General features: G+C 64.4%; 18 protein-coding genes and 1 pseudogene. 6 read left to right on the top strand and 13 right to left on the bottom strand.

Annotated features, from left to right (window positions below):
- Window positions 1-186: 186 nt before the first annotated feature.
- From rpoD to LRX75_RS22890, 4 genes are all read right to left on the bottom strand, one after another.
- Complete coding sequence (gene rpoD, locus LRX75_RS22905) at window positions 187-2,241, bottom strand: RNA polymerase sigma factor RpoD (protein WP_113152670.1); 2,055 nt, start codon at window positions 2,239-2,241, stop codon at window positions 187-189.
- A gap of 586 nt (window positions 2,242-2,827) precedes the next feature.
- On the bottom strand, window positions 2,828-4,744 hold the full coding sequence (recQ, locus tag LRX75_RS22900) for a DNA helicase RecQ (RefSeq protein WP_231816890.1): 1,917 nt from the start codon (window positions 4,742-4,744) through the stop codon (window positions 2,828-2,830).
- Window positions 4,745-5,029: 285 nt separating this feature from the next.
- Window positions 5,030-7,078 (bottom strand): DNA primase, encoded by a 2,049-nt coding sequence (gene dnaG / locus LRX75_RS22895; protein WP_231816891.1) that lies wholly within the window; start codon window positions 7,076-7,078, stop codon window positions 5,030-5,032.
- A gap of 144 nt (window positions 7,079-7,222) precedes the next feature.
- The gene (locus LRX75_RS22890) at window positions 7,223-7,681 is read right to left on the bottom strand and encodes a GatB/YqeY domain-containing protein (protein ID WP_231816889.1); all 459 of its coding nucleotides are present in this window, start codon (window positions 7,679-7,681) and stop codon (window positions 7,223-7,225) included.
- Between the two features lie 312 nt (window positions 7,682-7,993).
- Here LRX75_RS22890 and carA point away from each other — a divergent pair, with 312 nt between their 5' ends.
- Window positions 7,994-9,205, top strand: a complete 1,212-nt coding sequence (gene carA, locus LRX75_RS22885) for a glutamine-hydrolyzing carbamoyl-phosphate synthase small subunit (protein WP_231816888.1) — start codon at window positions 7,994-7,996, stop codon at window positions 9,203-9,205.
- Window positions 9,206-9,601: 396 nt separating this feature from the next.
- Here the strand turns inward: carA and LRX75_RS22880 are convergent, their stop codons facing one another.
- From LRX75_RS22880 to ypfJ, 4 genes are all read right to left on the bottom strand, one after another.
- Window positions 9,602-10,990, bottom strand: a complete 1,389-nt coding sequence (locus tag LRX75_RS22880) for an MATE family efflux transporter (protein WP_231816887.1) — start codon at window positions 10,988-10,990, stop codon at window positions 9,602-9,604.
- Between the two features lie 155 nt (window positions 10,991-11,145).
- A complete protein-coding gene (locus LRX75_RS22875) occupies window positions 11,146-12,387 on the bottom strand; it encodes a TCR/Tet family MFS transporter (protein WP_231816886.1) in 1,242 nt (413 codons plus the stop codon).
- A gap of 249 nt (window positions 12,388-12,636) precedes the next feature.
- Window positions 12,637-14,550, bottom strand: a complete 1,914-nt coding sequence (locus tag LRX75_RS22870; protein WP_231816885.1) for a PhoX family protein — start codon at window positions 14,548-14,550, stop codon at window positions 12,637-12,639.
- Between the two features lie 107 nt (window positions 14,551-14,657).
- Window positions 14,658-15,569, bottom strand: coding sequence for a KPN_02809 family neutral zinc metallopeptidase (gene ypfJ, locus LRX75_RS22865; RefSeq protein ID WP_231816884.1), 912 nt, complete (start codon window positions 15,567-15,569; stop codon window positions 14,658-14,660).
- Between the two features lie 263 nt (window positions 15,570-15,832).
- Here ypfJ and carB point away from each other — a divergent pair, with 263 nt between their 5' ends.
- The 3 genes from carB to LRX75_RS22855 are packed head-to-tail and all read left to right on the top strand — an operon-like array spanning window position 15,833 to window position 19,766.
- Window positions 15,833-19,318, top strand: coding sequence for a carbamoyl-phosphate synthase large subunit (gene carB / locus LRX75_RS22860; RefSeq protein ID WP_231816883.1), 3,486 nt, complete (start codon window positions 15,833-15,835; stop codon window positions 19,316-19,318).
- A 2-nt stretch (window positions 19,319-19,320) separates the two neighbouring features.
- A complete protein-coding gene (locus LRX75_RS23490) occupies window positions 19,321-19,578 on the top strand; it encodes a DUF4258 domain-containing protein (RefSeq protein ID WP_420851256.1) in 258 nt (85 codons plus the stop codon).
- Window positions 19,575-19,766 (top strand): DUF2283 domain-containing protein, encoded by a 192-nt coding sequence (locus LRX75_RS22855; protein WP_231816882.1) that lies wholly within the window; start codon window positions 19,575-19,577, stop codon window positions 19,764-19,766. The genes LRX75_RS23490 and LRX75_RS22855 overlap by 4 nt, the downstream gene beginning before the upstream one ends.
- 165 nt (window positions 19,767-19,931) lie before the next feature.
- Here the strand turns inward: LRX75_RS22855 and LRX75_RS22850 are convergent, their stop codons facing one another.
- Window positions 19,932-20,228 (bottom strand): hypothetical protein, encoded by a 297-nt coding sequence (locus tag LRX75_RS22850; RefSeq protein WP_231816881.1) that lies wholly within the window; start codon window positions 20,226-20,228, stop codon window positions 19,932-19,934.
- Window positions 20,229-20,465: 237 nt separating this feature from the next.
- Between LRX75_RS22850 and greA the strand changes: the two genes are divergently transcribed.
- The gene (greA, locus tag LRX75_RS22845; protein WP_062592294.1) at window positions 20,466-20,942 is read left to right on the top strand and encodes a transcription elongation factor GreA; all 477 of its coding nucleotides are present in this window, start codon (window positions 20,466-20,468) and stop codon (window positions 20,940-20,942) included.
- Window positions 20,943-21,138: 196 nt separating this feature from the next.
- Window positions 21,139-22,212 (top strand): glycosyltransferase family 4 protein, encoded by a 1,074-nt coding sequence (locus LRX75_RS22840; RefSeq protein ID WP_231816880.1) that lies wholly within the window; start codon window positions 21,139-21,141, stop codon window positions 22,210-22,212.
- A gap of 9 nt (window positions 22,213-22,221) precedes the next feature.
- Here the strand turns inward: LRX75_RS22840 and LRX75_RS22835 are convergent, their stop codons facing one another.
- From LRX75_RS22835 to LRX75_RS22820, 4 genes and pseudogenes are all read right to left on the bottom strand, one after another.
- Window positions 22,222-23,133: a glycosyl transferase gene (locus tag LRX75_RS22835; protein ID WP_231816879.1), complete on the bottom strand. Its 912-nt coding sequence runs from the start codon at window positions 23,131-23,133 to the stop codon at window positions 22,222-22,224.
- Complete coding sequence (locus LRX75_RS22830; RefSeq protein ID WP_113150714.1) at window positions 23,133-23,600, bottom strand: winged helix-turn-helix transcriptional regulator; 468 nt, start codon at window positions 23,598-23,600, stop codon at window positions 23,133-23,135. The genes LRX75_RS22835 and LRX75_RS22830 overlap by 1 nt, the downstream gene beginning before the upstream one ends.
- Before the next feature lie 210 nt (window positions 23,601-23,810).
- Entirely contained in the window at window positions 23,811-24,833 is a 1,023-nt protein-coding gene (locus tag LRX75_RS22825) for a glycosyltransferase (RefSeq protein WP_231816878.1), read from the bottom strand.
- A 10-nt stretch (window positions 24,834-24,843) separates the two neighbouring features.
- Window positions 24,844-25,278: pseudogene (locus LRX75_RS22820) on the bottom strand (glycosyltransferase family protein); the annotation flags it as partial.
- Window positions 25,279-25,406 lie beyond the last annotated feature (128 nt).

The raw sequence follows: 25,406 nt of genomic DNA, 5'->3' as shown, positions 1-25,406 counted from the left end.
TAGATGGTTATCGTCCATTATAACCTCCGGTCTTCGATCACTTCGTGATCCAAGCCCGGTGGTTTCTTTCATACCGCGTAGAACTCTTCCAATCCTCCGCCATAGGCGGAGGTTTTCTTTTGTTAAAATGAAAACGGCGCCCGCTTGTCGCGGACGCCGTATCTCACACAAATCCCGGACCGGGCCTCAGCTGTCGAGGAACGACCGCAGCTTGCGCGAGCGGCTCGGATGCTTGAGCTTGCGCAGCGCCTTCGCCTCGATCTGGCGAATACGTTCACGCGTGACCGAAAACTGCTGGCCGACTTCTTCCAGCGTATGGTCCGTGTTCATGCCGATGCCGAAGCGCATGCGCAGAACGCGCTCCTCGCGCGGCGTCAGCGAGGCCAGAACGCGTGTCGTCGTCTCGCGCAGGTTCGCCTGGATGGCGGCGTCGATCGGCAGCAGGGCGTTCTTGTCCTCGATGAAGTCGCCCAGATGGCTGTCTTCCTCGTCGCCCACGGGGGTTTCGAGCGAAATCGGCTCCTTGGCGATCTTCAGGACCTTGCGAACCTTTTCGAGCGGCATGGCCAGCTTCTCGGCCAGCTCTTCCGGCGTCGGCTCGCGGCCGATCTCGTGCAGCATCTGGCGCGACGTGCGGACGATCTTGTTGATCGTCTCGATCATGTGCACCGGAATGCGGATCGTGCGCGCCTGGTCGGCGATCGAACGCGTGATCGCCTGCCGGATCCACCATGTGGCATAGGTCGAGAATTTGTAGCCACGACGATACTCGAACTTGTCGACCGCCTTCATCAGGCCGATATTGCCTTCCTGGATGAGGTCCAGGAACTGAAGGCCGCGGTTCGTATACTTCTTGGCGATCGAGATCACGAGGCGGAGGTTGGCTTCCACCATCTCCTTCTTCGCGATCCGCGCTTCGCGCTCGCCCTTCTGGACCATGTGAACGATCCGGCGGAATTCCGAGATCGAGATGCCGGTTTCCGTTGCCAGATTGTGGATCTCGCCGCGGATCGTGCTGATCATGCGCTCTTCGTTCTTGACGAAGGGCGCCCAGCCCCGCGCCGTCAGGTTGCTGACGGTTTCCATCCAGTTCGTCACGAGTTCGCTGCCGGAATACTGCTCCAGGAACGAGTCGCGCTTCACGCCATAGCTTTCGGCCAGCCGCAGCAGCTTGCCTTCGTTCTGCACCAGCCGCTTGTTGATGTCGTAGAGCTGCTCGACCAGATTATCGACGCGATTCTGGTTAAGCGACAGCGACTTCACGGCCGTGATGAGCTCGTCCTTGAGCTCCTTGTACTTCTTCTCCTGCGCCGAGGTCAGCGATCCCGTCGCGGCATTCATCCGCAGCTCGACCTGCTGGTCCTGCAGCTTGCGCAGCTTCTTGTAGGTCTCGGCAATGATGTCGAGCGTTTCCATGACCTGCGGGCGCAGTTCCGCTTCCATCGCGGCGAGCGAGAGGTTCGACTCGTCGTCGTCCTCTTCCTCCTCCTCGGGCGGCAGGCCCTCGCCGCCGACATTGGTGATGTCGTCTTCGCTGGTGCGCGAGCGGCGGGTCTTTTCCTTCTCCTCGGCAGCCTTGCGGTCCGCCTCGATCTTTTCGGGCGACTGGAACTGCGGCGCAGCCTTGGCTTCCGGACCCGAATAGGTCGTCTCGAGATCGATGATCTCGCGCAGCAGCGTCTGGCCTTCGTTCAGTTCGTCGCGCCAGATGATGATGGCCTGGAACGTCAGGGGGCTCTCGCAGAGACCCGCGATCATCGTCTCGCGACCGGCCTCGATGCGCTTGGCGATCGCGATTTCGCCTTCACGCGACAGAAGCTCGACCGAGCCCATCTCGCGCAGATACATCCGCACCGGATCGTCCGTCCGGTCCGTCGGTTCCTTCTTCTTGGCGGTGGCAAGCGCGGTGCCGCTGGAGGTGGCGATCTCGCCGCCCTCGCTGTCGGGCTCGTCGTCGCTCGCCTCTTCCTCGCCGCCGGATGCGTTCTCGTCGACCTCTTCGTCCTCGACGACATTGATGCCCATGTCGGACAACATGGCCATCGTGTCCTCGATCTGCTCGGAGGTCACCTCTTCGGACGGAAGCACGGAATTCAGCTCGTCCATCGTGACGTAGCCGCGCTTCTTGGCGGCCTTGATCATTTTCTTGACCGCGTCGTCCGAGAGATCGAGAAGCGGGCCGTCCGTTGCGCCGTCGCGTTCAGATTCGGCTTCTTCGTTCTCTTTGACTTTGGTTGCCATTCTTCGTCGCTTTCTTTGGACCAGCATTCCACGTTGGAGCGGTGACGAGCCGTGTGGCCCGGGCGCCTTCCGGCGCAACACCGCGAACATTACCCCTGACCTAACGGGCTGATATTAATTCCCGATTAACCACGGCACCTGCCGCGATCATCCCGGTCGGCTGCGGCAGCAGCACGCTCCAAACATCACTTGCATGATGATCGTTTCCGCCGTATCCAATAAACCTTCCAAGCCAAAGACGGTTGATTCCCAGATTCTTCGGCTACGTCAAGCTCTTCCGGCATAAAACAGCGCAATTAGGCGAAAAACGCCGGAATTAAGGCTCGGCATTGCCGCTGTCTCGATCTGCTAGGCAGATGTAGGACGTTTCCTACACAAGACAAGAGCAAGACGAAAGGTTGCAAGAGCAAGCAACGCCACCCGTCTTTTCCTGCCCGAGACGCCTGCAAGCGTAAGGCATATCGCACAAGACTTTCCGACACTTGGCGCGACCGGAACCCGGAGACGTGGCGCCGGCCGAAACCACACGGGATGCTCTGTCCACGGGAGGCGTGCGGTCGAAAGACAAGCCTCCAGCGCGTGGCCCCTACCCCCGGAACGTGCGGATGGCCTCGAGGAATTGCTCGCCGAACCGCTCCTTCTTGCTCTGCCCGATGCCGGGAATATCGAGCAGATCGTCGGCATCATCCGGCCGCATCTTGGCAAGCGCGATCAGCGTCGTATCCGGAAAGACGACATAGGGCGGCACGTTCATGCCGCGGGCGATCTCCGCGCGCGTCGCGCGCAGTGCTTCGAAAAGCTCCAGATCCGATCCGTCCAGCGCCGCCTTCTCCCTTGCTGCCGGCGAGCGCGCATTTTTGGCAGCCTTGGCGGAGGTGGGGCGGTCCTTGCGAAACCGAACCTCGGTCTCCTTCTTGAAAACCGCACGCGCGGCCGGCTCCAGCTTCAAGGCGCCGAACGCGGCATGATCGACGCTAAGAAAGCCGGCCGCCAGCAACTGCCGCAGGATCGACTGCCAGGTCTTCGCCGCAATCTCCTTGCCCGCACCGAACACCGGCATGTCGGCGTGGCCGAACCGCGTCGTCTTCTCGTTCACCGTGCCCGTCAGCACATCGATGACGTGCCCCGCGCCGAAGCGTTCGCCCGTGCGATAAACGGCCGCCAGCGCCTTGATCGCAGCCTCCGTGCCATCCCATGTTTCCACCGGATTGAGGCAGGTATCGCAATTGCCGCAGCCGCCGGCATGGCGCTCGCCGAAATGCGCGAGGATCGCCTGCCGCCGGCAGGAGGCCGTCTCGCAGATGCCGAGCAGCGACCCGAGCTTGCCGCGCTCGATGCGCTTGATATCCTCGGCCGCCCCGCCTTCGTCGATCATCTTGCGCCGCTGGATCACGTCGGCCATGCCATAGGCCATCCAGGCCTGGGACGGCATGCCGTCGCGCCCGGCGCGGCCCGTCTCCTGATAATAGGCCTCGACCGAGCCCGGCAGGTCGAGATGCGCGACATAGCGCACATCCGGCTTGTCGATCCCCATGCCAAAGGCGACCGTCGCCACGAGGCAGAGGTTTTCCTCTTTCAGGAAGGCATCCTGATTCGCATCGCGCACGGCGCGGTCCATGCCGGCATGGTAGGCAAGCGCCCGGATGCCCTGCCCGTTCAGCCATTCCGCCGTATCCTCGACCTTCGCCCGCGACAGGCAATAGACGATACCGCTCGCGCCCTTGTGCCGCGACAGGAAGCGCAGCAATTGCTGGCGCGGCTGGTCGCGTTCGACGATCTCGTAGGCGATGTTCGGCCGGTCGAAACTGGAGCTGAAAACCCGCGCATCGGAGAGCGCCAGCCGTTCGATGATATCGCCCCGCGTCTGCGGATCGGCCGTCGCCGTCAGGGCCATGCGCGGCACGCCGGGATAGAGCGTCGCCAGTTGCCCGAGCGTTCGATATTCCGGCCGGAAGTCGTGTCCCCACTGCGACACGCAGTGGGCCTCGTCGATCGCAAACAGCGCGATCTCCACCCCCGCCACCATCTCGCGGAAGCCGTCGGTCACGATCCGCTCCGGCGTGACGTAAAGCAGGTCGAGCGTTCCGTCGCGCACCGACCGCCGCACATCGATGAAATCCTCCCGCGACAGCGACGAGTTCAGCGCCGCCGCCCGAACGCCAAGCGCCTTCAGCGCCTCCACCTGGTCGCGCATCAGCGCGATCAGGGGGGAAACGACGATTCCGAGCCCGGAGCGGCAGAGCGCCGGCACCTGGAAGCAGAGCGACTTGCCGGCCCCCGTCGGAAACAGCACCACCGCATCTCCGCCCGAGACCACATGTTCGACCACATCGCCCTGCTGCCCGCGGAAAACGCCGTAGCCGTAGACGGTTTTCAGCACATCCAGCGGCGCCTTGCCGGTTGCGCGGAATGCGGACGAGGCGGGCTCCCGCCCGTGTCCCGGAGGGGCATCGAAGGGCGGGTCGTTACGGGTCGAGAAAGACGGCAGGGAGGAAGAGGTCATGAAAGCCATTCTGCACGATTCCACCCGCCGGCGCGAGGGCACTGGCGGCCGAACGCCGCGAAGACCACAGCAGAGTGCACCTGCCTGCCCTTCCGGCGTGACTCGGAGATGACAGAACGAGAGGCGAAAGAAAAGCGATTTGTTCTTGATTTGTTCAAATTAGCGATCTAGCCTTTCCTCATGAGCGGAACATACCGATCGACATAGGCGCGCGCCGCTGACGCGTGCACTTATGCGAACCGGAGCACGGGAAGGTGCGGTGAAATGACCTCTATCGCCCAGCCATCATTTCGCGCCCGGCCCTTTGACGCGTCCGGAGAGCACGCCGAACCCCTCGATGATCGCCTCCTGGTTCTCCAGGCGTTCCACTTCGTGCTGCACCTCTTCCAGATTGCGCAGGACGAGGCTTGCCAGTTCGTCGTCGCCGTCTTCCGTCGCGCGTGCGAGATCGCGCTCCAGCTCGCGACGCTGCCAGAGCAGCGCCTTCGTCCGCTTGTGCAGCGCCAGCGCCTGTCGATAGCCTTCCAGCGCGTCGGCAGGATCGGCCGCCTGCGTGGCGATCCAGAGGCGCGCGAAGCGGACCTGCTGGTCCAGCATGGCGAGAAGGCCTGCAAAGCCGGCGGCCTCGAGGTTTTCGACCAGCATCTCGCGCGTCAGACGCGGCCCCTTGGCGGCGGCCGCGTTCAGGACCTGCGACCAGAGGCGCTGAAGCTCCTTGCTCTCATAGTCGATGACGGAGATTTCGTCATATTCGGCAAAGAGCACGTCGGGATGATTGACGATCGTCAGCGCCAGCACGCTTTCCTTCAGCGGCGGCAGCGATTGGACGCCGGACACGATCGAGGACCGCGCCAGCCGGTCGGAGACGCCGGCGAGACTGCGCATCGGCGCCTCCTTGCCGAAACCGCCCCGGCCGCCGGACCGGCCGCTGCCCTGCCCGCCGCTCCTCTGCCCGCCGCCGGAGGGGAAGTCACCCGCTCCGCCCCCGCGCGGATAGTTTCCGCCCTGAAAGCCGCCGCCTTGGAAGCCGGAGCGTTGCGGCCCGCGCAGATAGGTATTCAGCCGCTCGCGCATCGCCTGTCCATAGTGCCGGCGAACGCTTTCGTCGCCGATCACGCCGACGACCTGCTTCAGCTTCGCCTCGAGCTCCGCCCGCTTTTCCGGCGTGTCGAAGCTGCCCGACTGCACCTCCCGCGTCCAGACCATTTCGGAGAGGGACCGTGCCGCCGTCAGCACGCGGTCGAACGGCGCACGCCCCTCCTCGCGCACGAGATCGTCGGGATCCTTGCCGTCCGGCAGCAGCGCGAACCGCACCGAGCGACCGGGCTTCAGATGCGGCATTGCCAGATCGACAGCGCGATTGGCGGCCCGGATGCCGGCGCCGTCCCCATCGAAGCACAGGATCGGCTCCTGCGTCAGTTTCCACAGAAGCTCCAGCTGGTTCTCGGTCAGCGCCGTGCCGAGCGGCGCCACCGCATTCTCGATTCCCGCCTGATGGAGCGCGATGACGTCCATATAGCCTTCGACGGCGATGATCGTGTCGTTGCCGTCGGCACCGCCCAGCGTCCGGCGGGCGCGGGCGAAATTATAGAGCACGTTGCCCTTGTGAAAGAGCTCGGTCTCGTTGGAATTGAGGTACTTCGCCGGGGCGTCCGGCGACATGGCCCGCCCTCCGAACGCGATCACCTTCTCGCGCGACGACAGGATCGGAAACATGATCCGGTCGCGAAAGCGGTCGTAGGAGACGGCAATGTCGGGCCCGTGTACCACGAGCCCGCAGTCCTCGATCTGCTCGCGCGGAATGCCCTTGTTGGCAAGGTGCTCCTTCAGCGCATTGCGGCTTTCCGGCGCATAGCCGAGCCGGAAGGTGTCGATCGTCCGCCCCGTCAGGCCCCGGTCGCGCAGATAGGCACGGGCGCGGGCGCCGTTGGCCGTCTGAAGCTGATCCTGGAAGAACTGCGTCGCCATTTCCATGACGTCCTGCAGGGTCGAGCGCTGCCTGTCGCGCTTCTCGGCTTCCACATCCGGCTGCGGCATGGCGACGCCGGCGAGATCGGCGATCTGCTGCACGGCCTCGGGAAAGCTCATGCCGTCGAGTTCGTTGAGAAACCGGAAGTGATCGCCCGAAACGCCGCAGCCGAAGCAATGATAGCGGCCCTTGCGGTCCTCGCAGTGGAAGCTCGGCGATTTCTCGCCATGAAACGGGCAGCAGGCCCAGTAGTCGCCCTTGGACGCGTTGGTCTTCTTCCGGTCCCAGGTCACACGTTTGCCGATCACGTCCGAAATCGGAACGCGATCCTTGATCTCTTCGAGAAAGGTCGGGGAAAAACGCATGCGCCCGATATAGTCGCTTGCGCGCCGTACCGCTACAGCGCGCGACATCCCTCACCGCTTTCCACAGGCAGCACGCCGGCAGGCGGAGACGGCAGAGCCGGCGGCCGCATCATCGACCGCCGGACAGTGCCCGGATACACGGCGTCAGGCGCCAGAGAGAAGTGCCTTCAGCACGCCGGAGGCCTTGGCGAAATCCATCTGGCCGGCATGCCGCTCCTTCAGGATCGCCATGACCTTGCCCATGTCCTTCGGTCCCGCGGCCTGCGCATCCGCGATCGCGGCCGCCACGACCTCCTTCACCCGCGCTTCGGAGAACTGCTCGGGCTGGAAATCGGCGATGATGGCGATTTCCTCGCGCTCATGAGTCGCCAGTTCGGGCCGGCCGGCATCCTCGTAGACCTTCGCCGATTCCTCGCGCTGCTTGACCATCTTGGCAAGGATCTGCAGCAATTCGTCATCGGTCGTCTCCGGCTTGCCGACGCCGCGATTGGCGATATCGCGATCCTTCAGCGCGGCCTGAACCAGCCGCAGCGTGGACACCCGGCGGGCGTCCTTGGCCTTCATCGCCGTCTTCAGGGCATCGTTGATCGTGTCGCGCAGCATGGGTATCTCCCTTGTCTCTCGTGGGTGTGTCGTTCTGGCGGCCCTCATAGACCATCGGCCCGGCCGCAACAAACAGCTTCGTCACCAGATGGGGTGGCCGGCACGCTCTTGCGACCGGCGCAGGCCGCGCCCGCATTATTCGGCGGATTTCCGTTGGCAGCGGTTGACCCCGCGCGACCGCGCGCTTATGTCGAGGACCTGCACCAAGAGAGACCCGAATTGCGACCCGCGCCCGCATGCGCCGGGCGGCACCGGGTGCTGAGAAGCTTGGCGACCCGGTGGTCCGTTCGTCCGCCGCCTCGCCGCAACGGGATGACGCCGATGACCGCTCCATGGACCACCGAACCCGCAACCGCCATGCTCGTCCTGGCGGACGGCACCGTGATCGAAGGCAAGGGCATCGGGGCGACGGGTGCCGTTCCCGCCGAAGTCTGCTTCAACACGGCCCTCACGGGCTATCAGGAAATTCTCACCGACCCCTCCTATCTCGGCCAGATCGTCACCTTCACCTTCCCCCATATCGGCAATGTCGGCGCCAATGACGAAGACATCGAGGACCTGACGCCGGCGGCCCGCCACGGCGCGGTCGGCGTCATCTTCAAGGCCGATATCACCGACCCGTCCAACTACCGTGCCGTACGCCATCTCGACGCCTGGCTGAAGGCCCGCGGGATCATCGGCATGTGCGGCATCGACACCCGCGCGCTCACGGCCTGGATCCGCGAGAACGGCGCTCCGAACGCCGTTATCGCCCATGATGCCAACGGGCAGTTCGACATCGACGCGCTGAAGGCGATGGCGAAGGACTGGAGCGGCCTCGAAGGCCTCGACCTCGCCAAGGTCGCGACCTCGGGTCAGTCCTCCGTCTGGAGCGAAAAGCCCTGGGTCTGGAACGAAGGCACCGCCATGCTGGCGTCCGATGCGGCAAAGTACCATGTCGTCTGCATCGACTACGGCGTGAAGCGCAACATCCTGCGCCTCTTCACCGGTCTCGACTGCAAGGTCACGGTCGTGCCGGCGACGGCCAGCAAGGACGACGTCCTCGCGCTTGACCCGGATGGCGTCTTCCTCTCGAACGGCCCGGGGGATCCGGCGGCGACGGGCGCATATGCGGTGCCCGTGATCCGCGAGCTGATCGAAACCGACATCCCGGTCTTCGGCATCTGCCTCGGCCACCAGATGCTGGGCCTTGCGCTGGGCGGCAAGACCGAGAAGATGCATCAGGGCCATCACGGCGCCAACCATCCGGTAAAGGATCATACGACCGGCAAGGTCGAGATCGTCTCGATGAACCACGGCTTCGCGGTCGATTCCGCATCGCTGCCGGCCGGCGTCGAGGAAACCCACGTCTCCCTGTTCGACGGCACCAATTGTGGCCTGCGCCTGTCGGGCAAGCCCGTCTTTTCCGTCCAGCACCACCCGGAAGCCTCCCCCGGCCCGCAGGACAGCCACTACCTCTTCCGCCGCTTCGTCAATCTTCTGCGCGAGAAGAAGGGCGAGGTCGCTCTGGCAGAACGCGCCTGATCGCCTGACGCCTGCGCCTGCCGCACCACCGCCGACGCCGCGAGATCGACCGGCGGACCGACGCCGGCCCGCGCACGTCGGCCGGCGTTGCCATATGCCGAGTCGCGCGGATCCATTCCACGTCTTACGGGATTGGTGACGTCGATTGCGGTGAGCGCGTGTCCGGCTGCAGTCTCTGCAGCACCGCTCGAAAATAGACCGCACCCGCGCGCGCAGCAGCAGGAACCCGCTGCGGAATGTCAGTGTCCACGGGCTCTGACATCGGACATCGTTAACGGGTGCGCGCAAGATCGTCGCATGGCGTGCGCGTTCGTCCGCCCCCAGAGCTCCCGAAGACGACCGATCATGGTCGGCCGCCAGACCTCCGCCGGGCGACCGCGCGATCTCCCGACCGGCTCAGCTGATCTTGCGAACGATGCGGAAGAACCGCGCGTTCAGGAGCACGGCTGCGGCGAGCAGGCCGAGCGAAAAGCCATACCAGACGCCCTGACCGCCGAAGCCGAGCGGAAAAGCGAAGAGCCAGGCGGAGAAGAAGCCGATCGGCCAGTAGGAAATCAGCGCCAGCACCATCGGCACCGTCGTGTCCTTCAACCCGCGCAGCATGCCGGCGGCAATAGCCTGCAGGCCATCGACCAGCTGGAAGGCGCCGGCAATGACGATCAGGGGGCCGGCATAGGCGAGCACGAGCGCCGCATCCGTGCGTGTGGTGTCGAGATAGAGCGCGGCGAGCGCATAGGGGATGACGGCAAAGAGCGTCGAGCCGAGACCGGCGCAGATCATGCCGAGCGCCAGCGCCGAAATGCCGGCTTTCCGCACGCCCTCCATATCGCCGCGGCCGAAGGCCAGGCCGACACGCACGGTGGCCGCCTGGGCGAGGCCGAGCGGGATCATGAAGGCGATGGAGGCAAATTGCAGGGCGATGCCGTGGGCCGCCAGTTCCACCGTGCCGATCGTGCCCATGAGCAGCGACGCGACGGTGAAGAGGCTGACTTCCGCAAGGATCGTCAGGGCGATCGGCAGCCCCAGCAGCACGACTTCCTTCAGCGCATGCCAGTCCGGGTTCCAGAACCGGACGAAGAGTTCGAAGGTCCGCAGTTCCGCATGTCGCTGGATATAGACGATGGCGAGCACGAGGCCGAGGATGGCGACCGCGAGTGCCGCCCAGGCCGCCCCGACCATGCCGAGCGCCGGAAAGCCGAAATGCCCGTAGATCAGCAGATAGCACAAGCCGGCATTGAGGACGAGCGTGATCAGGGTGATGTAAAGGATGATCCCTGCCCGCTCCAGACCGCTGAGAAAGGCGCGCAGAACCATGAAGACGAGGCTCGGAAAGACCGCCCACTGCGCGATGTGCAGATAGCCGGCCGCCTTCGCCGCCACCTCGGGCTGCTGGCCGGCAAAGAGCAGGATCGGCTCGGCCAGCCACAGGATCGGCGCGGTGAGGACGCCGTAGATCAGCACCGCCCACATGCCCATGCGCACGGAACGCCGCGTCGAGACGACGTCACCGCGCCCCACGGCCTGCGCCACCATCGGCACGACCGCGTTGGAAAAGCCGGATCCGAACACGAAGATCGTGAAGAACATCTGCGTCGCGAGAATGATGGAGGCGAGTTCCGTGGCGCCCAGCTTGCCCACCATCACCACGTCGGTGGTGTTGATGGCGAGCTGCGCGATCTGCGCGGCAACGAAGGGCACCCCGAGAATGACGCTTCCACGAAAGTGTGCAGCCCAGGAATTGTCCCCACGGAAATCCGCCGCAGCGGGATGCGTTGACGTCAGCATGATCGAGAAGCCTCTGGTCCGTCGCGGCCGGAATGGGCACGCGCGACGGCTCGCTCTTAGCGCGAATGGCGGCAAACCTCCAGCCAGAGGCAGGCCATGCTGCAAATTTCATCCGAACATCACAGAGATTGATCGTTTTCGAGGCAGATCTCGGGTCAGGCCTCCGGCGCGGCGCCGGTTTCGGTCTTCGGTTTCAGGCGCGTCACATACAGGAAGACGGCAGCGGCAATGAGGACGGCGGACAGGATATAGGGCGCACCGGCAAAGGTCACCGGCGCATCCGGCGCCGTGAACCGGCTGAAGATATGCGCAAAGACCAGCGGCCCGAGGATGGTGGTGAAGGACGAGATGCTGGAGAGCGCGCCTTGAAGCTCCCCCTGCGCAGACGGCGGCACTTTCGCCGCGGCGATCGAGCGCAGCGGCGGATCGGCGAGCGCCTCGAGGCACGTGGCGGCGATCACGGCATAGACCATCCAGCCCTGAAAGGCGAAGGCATAGCCGAAAAGCCCGAAACAGCAGAAGAGGAGGCCGACGGCGCCGGCGCGCCATTCGCCGAGCACGGGGATGGCGCGCGGCAGGATGAAGGCCATGACGACCGCGCCGCAGATGCCGAAGACGCCGAGCGACAGGCCGATCTGCCCCTCGCTCCAGCCATAGCGATAGGTGGCGACGAAGGACCAGACGGCGGGATACACCGCATGTGCCTGCCAGTAGAGGAAGAACACCAGCAGCACCCAGCCGATGCCGGGATAGTTGCGCATCTGGCGAAGCGCGCCCAGCGGATTGGCGCGCCGCCACTCGAAGCGCCGGCGATGCTTGCGCTCCAGCGTTTCCGGCAGCAGGAAGAAGGCGATGACGAAATTGACGAAAGAGAGCAGCGCCGCACCATAGAACGGCACGCGCGGGCCGAACTCGCCGAGCGCGCCGCCGATCACCGGCCCCAGCGCAAAGCCGGTGCCGAAGGCGATGCCGATCAGCCCGAAATTCTTGGCGCGGTTGCTGTCGTCGGACACGTCGGCGATGAAGGCCGAGGCCGTGGAGAAACTCGCCCCGGAAATGCCGGCGAGAATGCGCCCGACGAAGAGCATGCCGAAACTGGTGGCCAGCGCGCAGATCAGGTTGTCGATCGCGAAGGTGAGGACAGAGGCGAGAAGGACCGGGCGGCGTCCGAATCGGTCGGAAAGATTGCCGATCAGCGGGGCGAACAGAAACTGCATGCCGGAATAGACGAGCAGCAACCATCCGCCGTCGATGGCGGCATCGCTGATCGTATCGCCCGTCAGTTCCGCAAGAAAGGCCGGCAGGACCGGCATGATGATCGCGATGCCGATGATGTCGAGGAAGAGGATCATGAAAACGAGGAAAAGCCCCCGCCTCGCAGCAGCCGGATCGATCATGCCAAACCTCCCCACCCCCGCACCGCGCCTCTTCGGCGCGCGTGCCCTATCGCAAACCGTCCGCCCCTCGCGGGCTCTGCGACCCGCAGATCCGCCAGGCGGACTTGGTCGCGTCCTGCTGCTGTAGAGGCAAGCAGGAGGCGAGGCAACGGCGATTGTTGGGACGATCCGTCCCGCACAGGCCGTCGGCGGGCGCCAAAGCGACCCGGTCGCATCAGACGACCGGGCTCGGGAGCAGCGATGCGCGCCTCAGGCGCCCACGGCGCCGTCATCGATCTTGCGGATCGCGACCACGGACGGACGGGGCAGCGTGCCCTTGAAGTCCGGCCAAAGGGTTTCGGCCTTGTCCAGTGTCTCGGCATCCTCGGCCGGATGCTGGACGGAGACGAACAGGGTCTTGCCATCCGGCGTGAAGCAAGGCCCGGTCGCCTCCGCGCCGGCCGGGCAGGTAAAGAGCAGCTTCGGCAGACCACGGGCCGAGCCTTCCGTGTCGATGCCGTAGATCCCGTCCGGCAGACCGAAATCGTTCGCGCCATCCGTCGCGACCCAGAGCCGGCCGGCGGGATCGAAGGTGATGTTGTCGGGACAGACAAACCAGCCGTTTTCGGAGGTCTCGGGGTGGAAACTCGCCTTGGTCGCCGCATCGGCGGGATTGCCGGCGAGAACGAACAGGTCCCATTCATAGATGTCGGCCGCATGGTCGGCATCGCGACCGCGTCCGCCGGGCGGAATCAGCTCGACGATGTGCCCCCACAGGTTTTCCGGCCGGGTGTTGGCAGGGTTCAGCTTGTCCTGTTCCCGCTTCTTGTTCTTGGTCATCACGGCGTAGACACGGCCGGTAACCGGGTTCGTCTCCATGTCTTCCGGTCGGTCCATCGGCGTCGCGCCGACCGCGTCTGCGGCAAGGCGCGTTTTCAGCAGCACATCTGCTTGGGAGGCAAAGCCGTTTTCGGTCGTCAGCGGCCCCTGCCCGTGCACCAGCGGCAGCCAGTGCAGAGCGCCGTCGTCATCGAAACGCGCGACGGACAGGATTCCGTCGTCCAGAATGTTCGTCGCCGTTTCCGGCTTTGCGGGATCGAAGGCCGCCCTGGTGACGAAGCGGTAGGTGTATTCGAAGTAATCGTCGTCGCCCATGTAGACGACGATCCGGCCGTCCTTGTTGTGCACCACCGTGGAGGCCTCGTGGCTCATGCGGCCGAGCGCCGTGCGCTTGATGGGCGTGGAAGACGGATCGTAAGGGTCGATCTCGACCACCCAGTCGAAACGGTTCGGCTCGTTGGGCTCCTTGGTCATGTCGAAACGGTCGTGGAACCGGGCGCGGCCGTAGACGTCGGACCCATCGAAGCCGTAGCGCTCCAGCACCGGTGCGATCACCGACCCCTCCGGCTTGCCGCCGAACGTGTCGGAGGCCCCCTCCTCGCAGGTCAGCACTGTACCCCAGGGGGTGACGCCGCCGCCGCAATTGTAGTTGGTGCCACGCACGAGCCGGCCGTCCGGATCGTCCCTGGTTTTAACAAGATCATGGCCGGCGACCGGGCCGGACAGCGCCATCGGCGTCTCCACCGTCAGGCGACGGTTGTAGGTGCTCTCCTGAACCATGGTCCAGGCGCCATTCTCCAGTCTCACCTCGACGATGGAGTGGCCCATGGCGGCCATGCCGAAGTCGACCTGCTCCCGCGTCATCGTCGCCCCGGCGCCATCCTCGGTCATGCCGGGAAAGATCACGTTGGGCGAGATATATTCGTTGTTGACGCAGAGCAGGCCGTGGTCGGCACTGGCCGAGCCCTTGGGCAGCGGCATGAAGGCGATATAGTCGCAGTTGTAGCCGAAGCGGACCAGCTGCTCGGCGGCAGACGGCACCGTGCCGTCGAAAACCGAGGCGGAGCCAGTCATCGGATCGCCCCAACGCGCAACGACATCCGCCGTGTAACCGGGCGCGACCGCCATGTCCTTGTCGTAGACGCGCTTCAATTCGGTGAACTGCAGGGTGGACGCCGCCGAAGCGGCGAAGCTTTCCTCGGCAAACAGCGACCCGACGAAGCCGGACCCGGTCACAGCGATGGTTCCCACCGCCGAAAAACCCTTGAGAAAGCTGCGGCGCGAGGCCCGCGCCGCGATGACGTCACGGATGACGGGCGAGGATGTGCTGGGACAGTCTGCCATGAGAGGCGCTCCGGGTGCGTTGGTCTGCGCCTGAAGTATCGCCCGCTTATGACATGGAAGAGACAGGCGCCATGCGGACGGAGGAAACCGTCCGCATGGCTCGTTGATCAGACCGGATTGTTGAACGTATCGCAGGCCTGCAGCTGTCCGCTGTCGAAGCCGCGCTTGAACCAGGTCGCCCGCTGCTGCGACGTGCCATGGTTGAAGCTTTCCGGCACGACATAGCCCTGCGTCCGCTTCTGCAGCGTGTCGTCGCCGATCTGGGTCGCGGCGTTGAGCGCCTCTTCGAGGTCGCCCTGCTCCAACAGGCCCTTCTGCTGGGTGTACTTGCCCCAGATACCGGCATAGCAATCGGCCTGCAGCTCGGTGCGCACGGAAAGCTCGTTGGACGAGGCCTCGTCCATGCCCTGCCGCTGCTCGTTGACCTGCGGCAGCGTGCCGAGCAGGTTCTGGACGTGATGCCCGACCTCATGTGCGACGACATAGGCCTGCGCGAAATCGCCCGAGGCCTGGAAGCGCTGGGAAAGCTCGTCGAAGAAGGACGTGTCGAGATAGACCTTCTGGTCGCCCGGGCAGTAGAACGGGCCGGACGCCGACGAAGCCTGGCCGCAGGCCGACTCGACGCCGCCCGTGTAGAACACGAGCGTCGGCTCGCGGTAGGTCTTCCCGTTAGCCTGGAAGATGCCGTTCCACGTATCCTCGGTCTCGGCGAGAACCGTACGGATGAAAGCCTTGGTTTCCTCCTGCTCCGCGGTGCCCTGCGTGCTGCCCTGGCTCTGCTCGTAGCCGGACTGTCCCGTCTGGCCACCGTCGAGAACCTGCAGAAGGTCGATGCCCATCGCCTTGAAGATCAGGTAGATCACCACGAGGAAGATGATGGTGCCGATGCTCAGGCCGCCCCCGCGTCCGCTCCCCATGGGAATACGGAAACCCCCACCGCGACCGAAACCACCCCGCACGGGCCCGGAGCCGCTCTGATCCTCGACATTGCTCGACTGGCGTCGGCCCTTCCATTCCATGGCGGTTCACTCCCTTGGTTCGGCATCACAGATGCGATCGATATAACGCAGGCTCATGGAAAAGGTATCCCCGGCGCCGAATGCGTTTGCCAGCACTTTTCGGACCGTTTTCCTGTTGTGATCGCGATTTCGGGGTTTCGCTCCGGCGCCCATTTCCCTATAAGCCCCTTCTAGCCTTAAAGACGTGAGACTGCACGACCGGCCGATGGACACCCGCCATCGGAGCCGGCTTTTCGCGCAGCCTGAAAAGCGGAACCTAGACCATGCCCAAGCGCCAAGATATCAAGTCCATCCTCATCATCGGCGCTGGACCGATCGTCATTGGCCAGGCATGCGAGTTCGACTATTCCGGAACCCAGGCCTGCAAGGCGCTGAAGGAAGAAGGGTTCCGGGTCATTCTGGTCAACTCCAATCCGGCGACCATCATGACCGATCCGGGCCTTGCCGATGCGACCTATGTCGAGCCGATCACCCCGGAAGTGGTCGCCAAGATCATCGCCAAGGAGCGCCCGGACGCACTGCTGCCCACCATGGGCGGGCAGACCGCGCTGAACACGGCCCTTTCCCTGAAGAGAATGGGCGTGCTTGACCGTTACAATGTCGAAATGATCGGCGCGAAGCCCGCCGCCATCGACATGGCCGAAGACCGCGCGCTCTTCCGCGAGGCCATGGCCCGCATCGGCCTGGAAACGCCGAAGTCCATGCTGGCGAACGCCACCGATATCAAGGATGCCGACCGCAAGACGCATGAGGCCGAGCGCAACAAGCTGAAGGAAAGCCTGTCGGGCGCCGAGCTGGACACCGCGCTGGACGCACTCGAGAATCAGTGGAATCTGGGCGAGACCGACCGCAAGCAGCGCTACATGAGCCATGCGATGGCGATCGCCGCGCAGGCGATCGACCATGTCGGCCTGCCCACCATCATCCGCCCGTCCTTCACCCTCGGCGGCACCGGCGGCGGCATCGCGTATAACCGCTCGGAATTCTTCGAGATCGTCTCCTCCGGTCTCGATGCCTCGCCCACCACCGAAGTGCTGATCGAGGAATCGGTGCTCGGCTGGAAGGAGTACGAGATGGAGGTCGTGCGCGACACGGCCGACAACTGCATCATCATCTGCTCGATCGAGAACATCGACCCGATGGGCGTCCACACGGGCGACAGCATCACCGTTGCCCCTGCCTTGACCCTGACGGACAAGGAATACCAGATCATGCGCAACGCCTCGATCGCGGTTCTGCGCGAGATCGGCGTGGAAACCGGCGGCTCGAACGTCCAGTTCGCGGTGAACCCCAAGGACGGCCGCCTCGTCGTCATCGAGATGAACCCGCGCGTGTCGCGCTCCTCGGCGCTGGCCTCCAAGGCCACCGGCTTTCCGATCGCCAAGATCGCCGCCAAGCTTGCCGTCGGCTACACGCTGGACGAGCTGGAAAACGACATCACGGGCGGCGCGACGCCGGCCTCGTTCGAACCCTCGATCGACTATGTCGTCACCAAGATCCCGCGCTTCGCCTTCGAGAAGTTCCCGGGCGCATCCCCCGTGCTGACCACCGCCATGAAGTCCGTCGGCGAGGTCATGGCGATCGGCCGCACCTTCGCCGAATCGCTGCAGAAGGCCCTGCGCGGCATGGAAACCGGCCTGACCGGCCTCGACGAGATCGAGATCCCCGGCCTCGACGACGGCAGCGATGGCCGCAATGCGATCCGCGCCGCGATCGGCACGCCAACGCCCGACCGCCTGCGCATGGTCGCCCAGGCGCTGCGCCTCGGCATGTCGGAAGCCGACGTGCATGACGGCTCGAAGATCGACCCGTGGTTCATCGCCCAGCTCAAGGCCATCGTGGACACGGAAGCCCGCATCCGCGAGCACGGCCTGCCGGACGATGCCGGCAACCTGCGCATGCTGAAGGCCATGGGCTTCTCGGATGCGCGCCTCGCCACGCTCTCGGGCATGCGCCCGAAGGAAGTGGCCGAGAAGCGCAACGCGCTCGACGTGCGCCCGGTCTACAAGCGCATCGACACCTGCGCGGCCGAGTTCGCTTCGCCCACCGCCTATATGTATTCGACCTACGAGACCCCCTTCGTCGGCCAGGCCCGCAGCGAAGCCGGCATCTCCGACCGCAAGAAGGTCGTCATCCTCGGCGGCGGCCCGAACCGCATCGGCCAGGGCATCGAGTTCGACTATTGCTGCTGCCATGCCGCCTTCGCATTGAAGGATGCAGGCTTCGAAGCGATCATGATCAATTGCAACCCGGAAACGGTGTCCACCGACTACGACACCTCCGACCGGCTCTACTTCGAGCCGCTGACGGCCGAGGACGTGATCGAGATCCTGAAGATGGAGCAGACGCGCGGCGAACTCGTCGGCGTCATCGTGCAGTTCGGCGGCCAGACCCCGCTGAAGCTCGCCGAAGCGCTGGAGAAGAACGGCATCCCGATCCTCGGCACCGCACCCGACATGATCGACCTTGCCGAAGATCGCGACCGCTTCCAGAAGCTTCTGATGAAGCTCGACCTCAACCAGCCGAACAACGGCATCGCCTACTCCGTCGAGCAGGCCCGCCTGGTCGCCTCCGAGATCGGCTTCCCGCTGGTCGTGCGCCCGTCCTATGTTCTGGGTGGCCGCGCCATGCAGATCATCCATTCGGAAAGCATGCTGCAGACCTACCTGCTCGACACGGTGCCGGAACTCGTGCCGGAAGACATCAAGCAGCGCTACCCCAACGACAAGACCGGGCAGATCAACACGCTGCTCGGCAAGAACCCGCTCCTCTTCGACAGCTACCTCGCAAACGCCATCGAAGTGGACGTCGATTGCATCTCCGACGGCAAGGACGTCTACGTCGCCGGCATCATGGAGCATATCGAGGAAGCCGGCATTCACTCCGGCGACAGCGCCTGCTCCCTGCCGCCCCGTACGCTGTCCAACGACATGCTGGACGAGCTGGAGCGCCAGGCGAAGGCCATGGCGAAGGCGCTGAACGTCGGCGGCCTGATGAACGTCCAGTTCGCGATCAAGGACGGCGTCGTCTACGTGCTCGAGGTCAACCCCCGCGCCTCGCGCACGGTGCCCTTCGTCGCCAAGACCATCGGCGCGCCGATCGCCAAGATCGCCGCCCGCGTCATGGCCGGCGAAACGCTCGACCAGTGCTTTGCGGCCTACGGCGGCAAGCCCGACCCGCGGGCGCTCAAGCACATCGCCGTCAAGGAAGCCGTGTTCCCCTTCGCCCGCTTCCCCGGCGTCGATATCCTGCTCGGCCCGGAAATGCGATCGACCGGTGAAGTCATCGGCCTCGACACCGATTTCGCGCTTGCTTTCGCCAAGGCGCAGCTCGGTGCCGGCGTCGATCTGCCGCGCGAGGGCACGGTCTTCGTCTCCGTTCGCGACGGCGACAAGGACGGCGTTCTCCCGGCCATCCGCATCCTGACCGATATCGGCTTCAAGGTGCTGGCAACCGGCGGCACCGCCCGCTTCCTGGAAGCCAACGGCATCACGACGACGAAGATCAACAAGGTTCAGGAAGGCCGCCCGCACATCGAGGACGCGATCCGCAACCGCCAGGTCCAGCTCGTGATCAATACGACGGACAGCAACAAGGCGATCTCGGACTCCAAATCGCTCCGCCGTGCAACGCTGATGCAGAAAGTCCCCTACTTCACCACCATGGCCGGCGCCGAAGCCGCCGCCGCCGCGATCAAGGCCCTGAAAGCCGGCAACCTCGAAGTCCGCCCGCTTCAGAGCTATTTCTGACGATGGCTAAGCCGATCCGCTACACCATGCATGCGGATACGGTGATCCTGCAGCGAGAATTATCGAAAGAGTGGATTGAAGAGACAGTGCGAACGCCGGAATGGACCGAGACGGATCCCGGCGATCTGGCCGTTCGCAGATGCTTTCGCGCGATCCCCGTGCGAGCTGGGCGATATCTGCGCGTGGCATGCGTTGAAGACGAAGGCGAATTTCGTGTAGTATCAGCATTCATCGATCGGGATGCGAGGAAGCCTACATGAAACCCGTTGTAGAATACGATCGGTCGTCCGACGCGGCCTATATAAGGCTCTCAGGCGAAACCGTCGTGGACAGTGCGGAGGTTTCCGATGGAATTGTCCTCGACTATGACGATGAGGGCCGCATTGTCGGTATGGAGGTTCTAAATGCACGGCTGCATCTATCCTCATCGCTTCTCGATGTGGCCTGACGATGCGGCAGAGCGGGATGATACATATCCCTCCAGTCTCCTGCCTAATTCCAAGACTGAAGGCACCTTAAGGGCCGACTTGGTCAAAAATCGCTGAAACGAAAAAAGCCGATATCGATCTGAGTTGAATGATCCAGCGTCGCGGTTGGCTCTCCTTTTTCAGGTTCACGGTGCAGCCGATCGGGCTGCAGCCAGCGCCTCCGCCCGTGTCAAAGCCGTCGTGATGCTGGCGCGGATTTCCTCATCGGCGAGGTGCTGGCCAGCAAAGCCTTCGTCCGGGATGACGCCTGGGTCCTCCTCGTGGTCCGCGACAATTTCGGTGTCGCGCGCCATGGCTTCGAGCATCTGGCGACCCTCCGCGTCGCGTGCGACATGCGTCATGAGGCCGATCAGGAGGCGCCGGTAGGCGTTGAGCCGCCCGTCGATCTGGTCCGTGGATTGCTGGGGGAATTCCGGGTTCATCGACATCTCCATCGTGTCGAATGGAACGGTCTCATGCCCCGCTTGGTTCCTGCGAAGGCGGAACCGGGGTGGTCGAGCTCCGACATTCTTCGAAAGATCTGGCTTCCCACCGGACGTTTCTGCTATAGTTATTGCCTTGATGTTTTGAACGGTTCCGGAGTTGACGCTCCGGATGCCGTTTTATTTTGCTTCGGGCCTGCCTGCGCAGGCCCGGCGCGCACCACGAAGGACGTTGAAATGGTCGAAAAAGTACCGATGACGCAGAGCGGTTTTGCCAAGCTGCAGGAAGAGCTGCGCTGGCGCCAGCAGGAAGAGCGGCCGCGGATCATCGAGGCGATTGCCGAAGCGCGCGCCCATGGCGACCTTTCGGAAAATGCCGAATACCACGCCGCCAAGGAAGCGCAGAGCCACAATGAAGGCCGCATCGGCGAGGTCGAGGACTACGTGGCCCGGGCCGAGGTGATCGACCTCTCGAAGATGTCGGGTTCCAAGATCAAGTTCGGCGCCACCGTCAAGCTCATTGATGAGGACACCGAAGAGAACAAGACCTACCAGATCGTCGGCGACCAGGAAGCCGACGTGAAGCAGGGCCGCATCTCCATCTCCTCGCCCATCGCCCGCGCGCTGATCGGCAAAGAGGTTGGCGATTCGATCGAGGTCGTCGCCCCCGGCGGGTCGAAGGCCTACGAGATCCTCGCGATCAACTGGGGTTGATTCGGAACGAATGCAGCAACGGCTCCGGACCCCCAAGTCCGGAGCCGTTGTGATTCCGGCTTTTGCGCCCGTTCCTCGCCCAGTCTCGCGTGCGGGAAATTCCCGACGCCGGAAACCGAAGCCGGCATGAATGCGTGGTGGATGACCTGCACCCGCGCGTGACGGATCGCTGCACTTCCTCTATCCTCACACGATCATGAGCAGGCTTCTGGACATCCGCACCGTCGACATCATCGCTCCGAATTTCAAGAAGCGGCTTTCCGGCGTCACCTCGACCATCGTGCAGCTCGTGCCGGTGCAGGTCCGCATGGGCGAGCGTATCGCAACACTCGGACCCGGCCTTCCGGACGACCTCCCCGCCATCCGCTTTCGCGATCTCCTGCGCCTGCGCCGTCCGCCGGAAGGTCGCGCGGTCCGCATCTGGCACGCTCGCCGAAACCTCGAAATGCTCCCCGGCATTCTTCTGCGCGATGTGCTGCGCATGCCGCTGAAGCTGCTCTTCACCTCCGCCGCCCAGCGCAGGCACTCCCGCTGGACCAAGGGGCTGATCCGGCGCATGGATGCCGTGGTGGCCACATCGGCCCGCTCCGGCAGCTTTCTGGACGTCCCCCACACCGTCATCCGCCATGGCGTCGATCTGGCGCGTTTTCACCCGCCTGCGACCGGCGGGCGCGAAGCGCCACCGGACGATCTCGCCGGCCGCAGGCTGGTCGGCTGTTTCGGTCGCGTGCGCCCGCAGAAGGGCACCGATCTCTTCGTGGAGGCGATGATCGCTCTCCTGCCACATCATCCCGAATGGACCGCCGTCATCTGCGGCCGCGTCACCCCCGAACACGAGGCCTTCGCGGCTGGCCTCAAATCATCGATCGCCGAGGCGGGATTGTCGGATCGCATCCGGTTTCTCGGCGAGGTCGACGACATCAAGCCCTGGTATCGCCGCGTCTCGCTGCTGGTCGCCCCGTCCCGCAACGAAGGCTTCGGCCTGACCCCGCTCGAAGCCATGGCCTCCGGCGCCGCCGTCGTCGCCTCGGATGCCGGCGCCTATGCCGAAATGATTCGCCCCGGAGAAACCGGTGCGGTCGTGCCCGCCGGCGACGGAGACGCGCTCACGACGGCACTCCGCCTCTACCTCCAGGCCCCCGCCCGCGCCACCGCCCACGGACAGGCCGGCCTCGCCCACGTCCGCGCCGAATTCGGCATCGAGCGCGAGGCGAAAGCGCTGTCGCAGGTGTATGATGGATTACTGGACCGGGAGGCTCTGTCCGCGTGACGGGTCGCCTTAGCGAGAAGCCGTCAGCCGATCGCTGAAGGCAATGCCGATTTTCTGCAGCGCCGACGTCCGCGCATAGTTGACGAAGGTCGATCCCCGCGCCTCGCCGACGGTTTTTGCAAGGCGGATATGGGCAAGAATGCGTCCCTCCGCCTCCGATACCCCGGAAAAGACCCGCTCGCCGGGCGCCTCGTAGAACCGCGGCTGTGCCGCATTGGCGATGTCGATACCGATAAAGCCGACGATCCGGGGGCGGCAGAACAGCGTGAACTGAAGCGCCGACACGGCGACGCTACCGCCTTGGAAAACGCCCAAGGCGGGGTCGAGCGAAACGCCGGACCGGCTTGGCATATCCACGGTCATCGCCGGCATGCGCGACACGCCAGACAGATCGCGCCGGTTCTCCCCGTACGGCTTGAGCAGGTTGTCGATGAGGATGACAGACCTCTCGAGCAGCCAGTCCGGGTCATGCTCCAGAATCGCCCGGATGACCGCAACGGACAACAGACAGAGAATGCTCCGGTCGAGACCGGCGATGAATGTCTGGAAATGGCGATAGACGAAGCGTTCGTCCTCGACGGCAAAGGCCAGCGGGCGAGGGACGCGCTCCGGAACGAGCGCGATGGCGCCGTTAAGGAGAAGCGTGCTGCAGTTGGCGAGCGCGCCGAGATCGGCGTCGCGAACGGAGGGTCCGGAGCCGACGATGGTGATATCGCTGCCGGCAAGGTCCGACAACGCCGACGGCGGCAGCAGCGTGCCGGACGGGCGATCGCGGAAAAGGATCGTTCGTTCCGGGCCGTAGGGTGCCGGTTCGATCCGCAGCGATGGCGCCCAGTCATAGGCATGGGCGCGACGGCGGCCGTAGGCGAGCGTGGCGGCCAGTTTCCAGATCCGTCGGCGAAGCGGTCGATCGGACGCCATCAGATATCCACCAGCCCGACCTTCTTCACCTGGCGGATCGTCAGCATGGTCCGCACGGTGTCCACCTGCTCGTTCGCCGTCAGGTCCTCGATCACGAAATTCTGGAAGGTCGTAAGATTCTCGGCGACGCAATGAAGAAGAAAATCGCTGTCGCCATTCACAAGCCAGGCCTGCCGCACGAGAGGCCAGGCCGTGGTCGCCGCCGAGAAGGCCTTCAGATTGGCGTCCGATTGGTGCTTGAGCCCCACCATGCAGAAGGCCACGAGATCGAGGCCCAGCATCGGGCCGTTCAGCACCGTGCGATAGCCCTCGATGATCCCCGTTTCCTCCAGCCGCCGGACGCGGCGCAGACAGGGCGGCGCGGAAATGCCGACCCGGGCGGCAAGCTCCACATTCGTCATCCGTCCATCGGCTTGAAGTTCGCGGAGGATTTTGATGTCGATCTGATCGAGATCGGCGCGCAGCACGGGGGTGACCACCTCTTCTTCGCCTGCACGGCGCGGCGCCGTTTCTGGCGCGCTTGGAACGCTGCAGGATATGGCGCTGCCACGCGAGAGACACGACGGCCTGTTCGGCCCGGGCACGGTCGCGCGGCAGACGCCTCGGGTTCTGCATCATCGTCCCGCCCGGGGCAAGAAGATTCATCGGCAGTCGATGCTCGGTCTGATGGCCATGCGTCACTTACCCCGACGGAAAAGATCGATATACGCCCCTGCTGTCGCTTCTTCCGAGAACTGCCGCATCAAGGTCGCACGCCCCCCCTCGCCCAGATCCCGCGCGAGACCCGGATCGGCCAGGATCCGCGCGATGCCATCGGCAAACTGGTCCGCATTGCCGATCTCGGCAAACAGCCCGTTCTCGCCGTCCTGCATGAACCAGGACGGACCCTCCGAGCGCGAGGACACCACGGGCCGCTTCTGCGCCCAGGCCTCCAGGATGACATTGCCCAGCGGCTCGTGCGATGACGGCATGACGAAGACATCGGCAGCAGCAACATAGGCGCGCGTATCCTTCTGCCAGCCGAGAAACCGGATCCGCCCCTGCATACCACGCTCCAGCGCAAGCGCCTCGAGTGCGGCACGCTCCTCGCCATCGCCGGCAATCCAGAGGAAGACATCCGGCAGTTTCGCAACGGCATCGATCAGGGTGTGGAAGCCCTTGCGCTTCACGAAACGTCCCATCGTCATCACCACGGGCACGCCCTCCGGCGTATCGACCGTGCTGCGCAGCACCGGTTGCACCGGCTCGGTCTTGGTGAAGTTCGAAATGACCTCGACGCCGCGCGTCCAGCCGATCCGACGGACATGATCCGCGATGCCCGGCGTGTTGCAGACGAGCACGTCGGTGTTCTTGAAATAGCCGAGATGGGTCGGGTAGTCGCCAAGCCGGGACAGCGTCAGTCCGTGGCGGTAACGCGGCATCAGACGGCTGCCCCGCGTCGCCCAGGACATGATGGCATCGGGTCGTTCCCGCTCTGCCAGCCACTGAACCCGCAAAGGCAGTGTCAGCCTGTCGAGCGACAGATTGCGGAAATTGCTTTCGATGATCCGGGCATGGGGCGCGATATCCATACGCCATTTGCGATCGCGCCGGATGACCGTCGTCTGCTCGACGCCGCGGCGCCCGAGCGCTCCGACGAGGTGAACGAAAAACATCTCGGCTCCACCATCTTTTCCGAAGTGGAAGTGAAAGACTTTCATGCTGCTGGGATCACCTGTTCTGCGAATCGTCGACATTGGCGCGGTAGCGCAGAGCGTGCCGCTGGTGGAGCTTTGCCTGTGTGAGGAAGGAATAGACGGCACCGGTCATGGCCTCGATGAAGCCGGATGTGCCGCAGCGCCAGAGGCCGCTCTTCAGGTAAAGCCGGAGAAAATAGATCGGGGGCGAGAAGACCAGGCTGAGCGCTTTCGGACGGCGGCCGGTATTGTAGGCCTGATCGGCCTTCAGCGTGGAGTAATGGTTTTCCTTCAGAATCTGCTCGTCCATCGGCAGCGGTCGGTAGTGCAACAGGCTGCCGGTCTCAGCATTGCGCACGGTGCCATCCGCCACGATTCCCTCATGTACCGCCTGACTGAGATCGTAGGCACCCCTGCCGCGCCGCACGAGCCGCAGGTTCTTGCGCTCGCGGACATGCGGCGGCGTGAACGATCGTGTCCCAGGACGTGGTGTAGCTTATACGACCACGGCTCATTCCGAAGGGCCGGAAGAGTATCATCGCGCCACTGCTGGCAAGCTAATGAGTGGTTCATCGCTCATTTGCCCGATAGTTTCCA

The sequence above is a fragment of the Rhizobium quercicola genome (genome assembly GCF_021168455.1).
Lineage (GTDB): Bacteria > Pseudomonadota > Alphaproteobacteria > Rhizobiales > Rhizobiaceae > Ferranicluibacter > Ferranicluibacter quercicola.
This window is presented reverse-complemented; position numbering and strand designations above follow the sequence as displayed.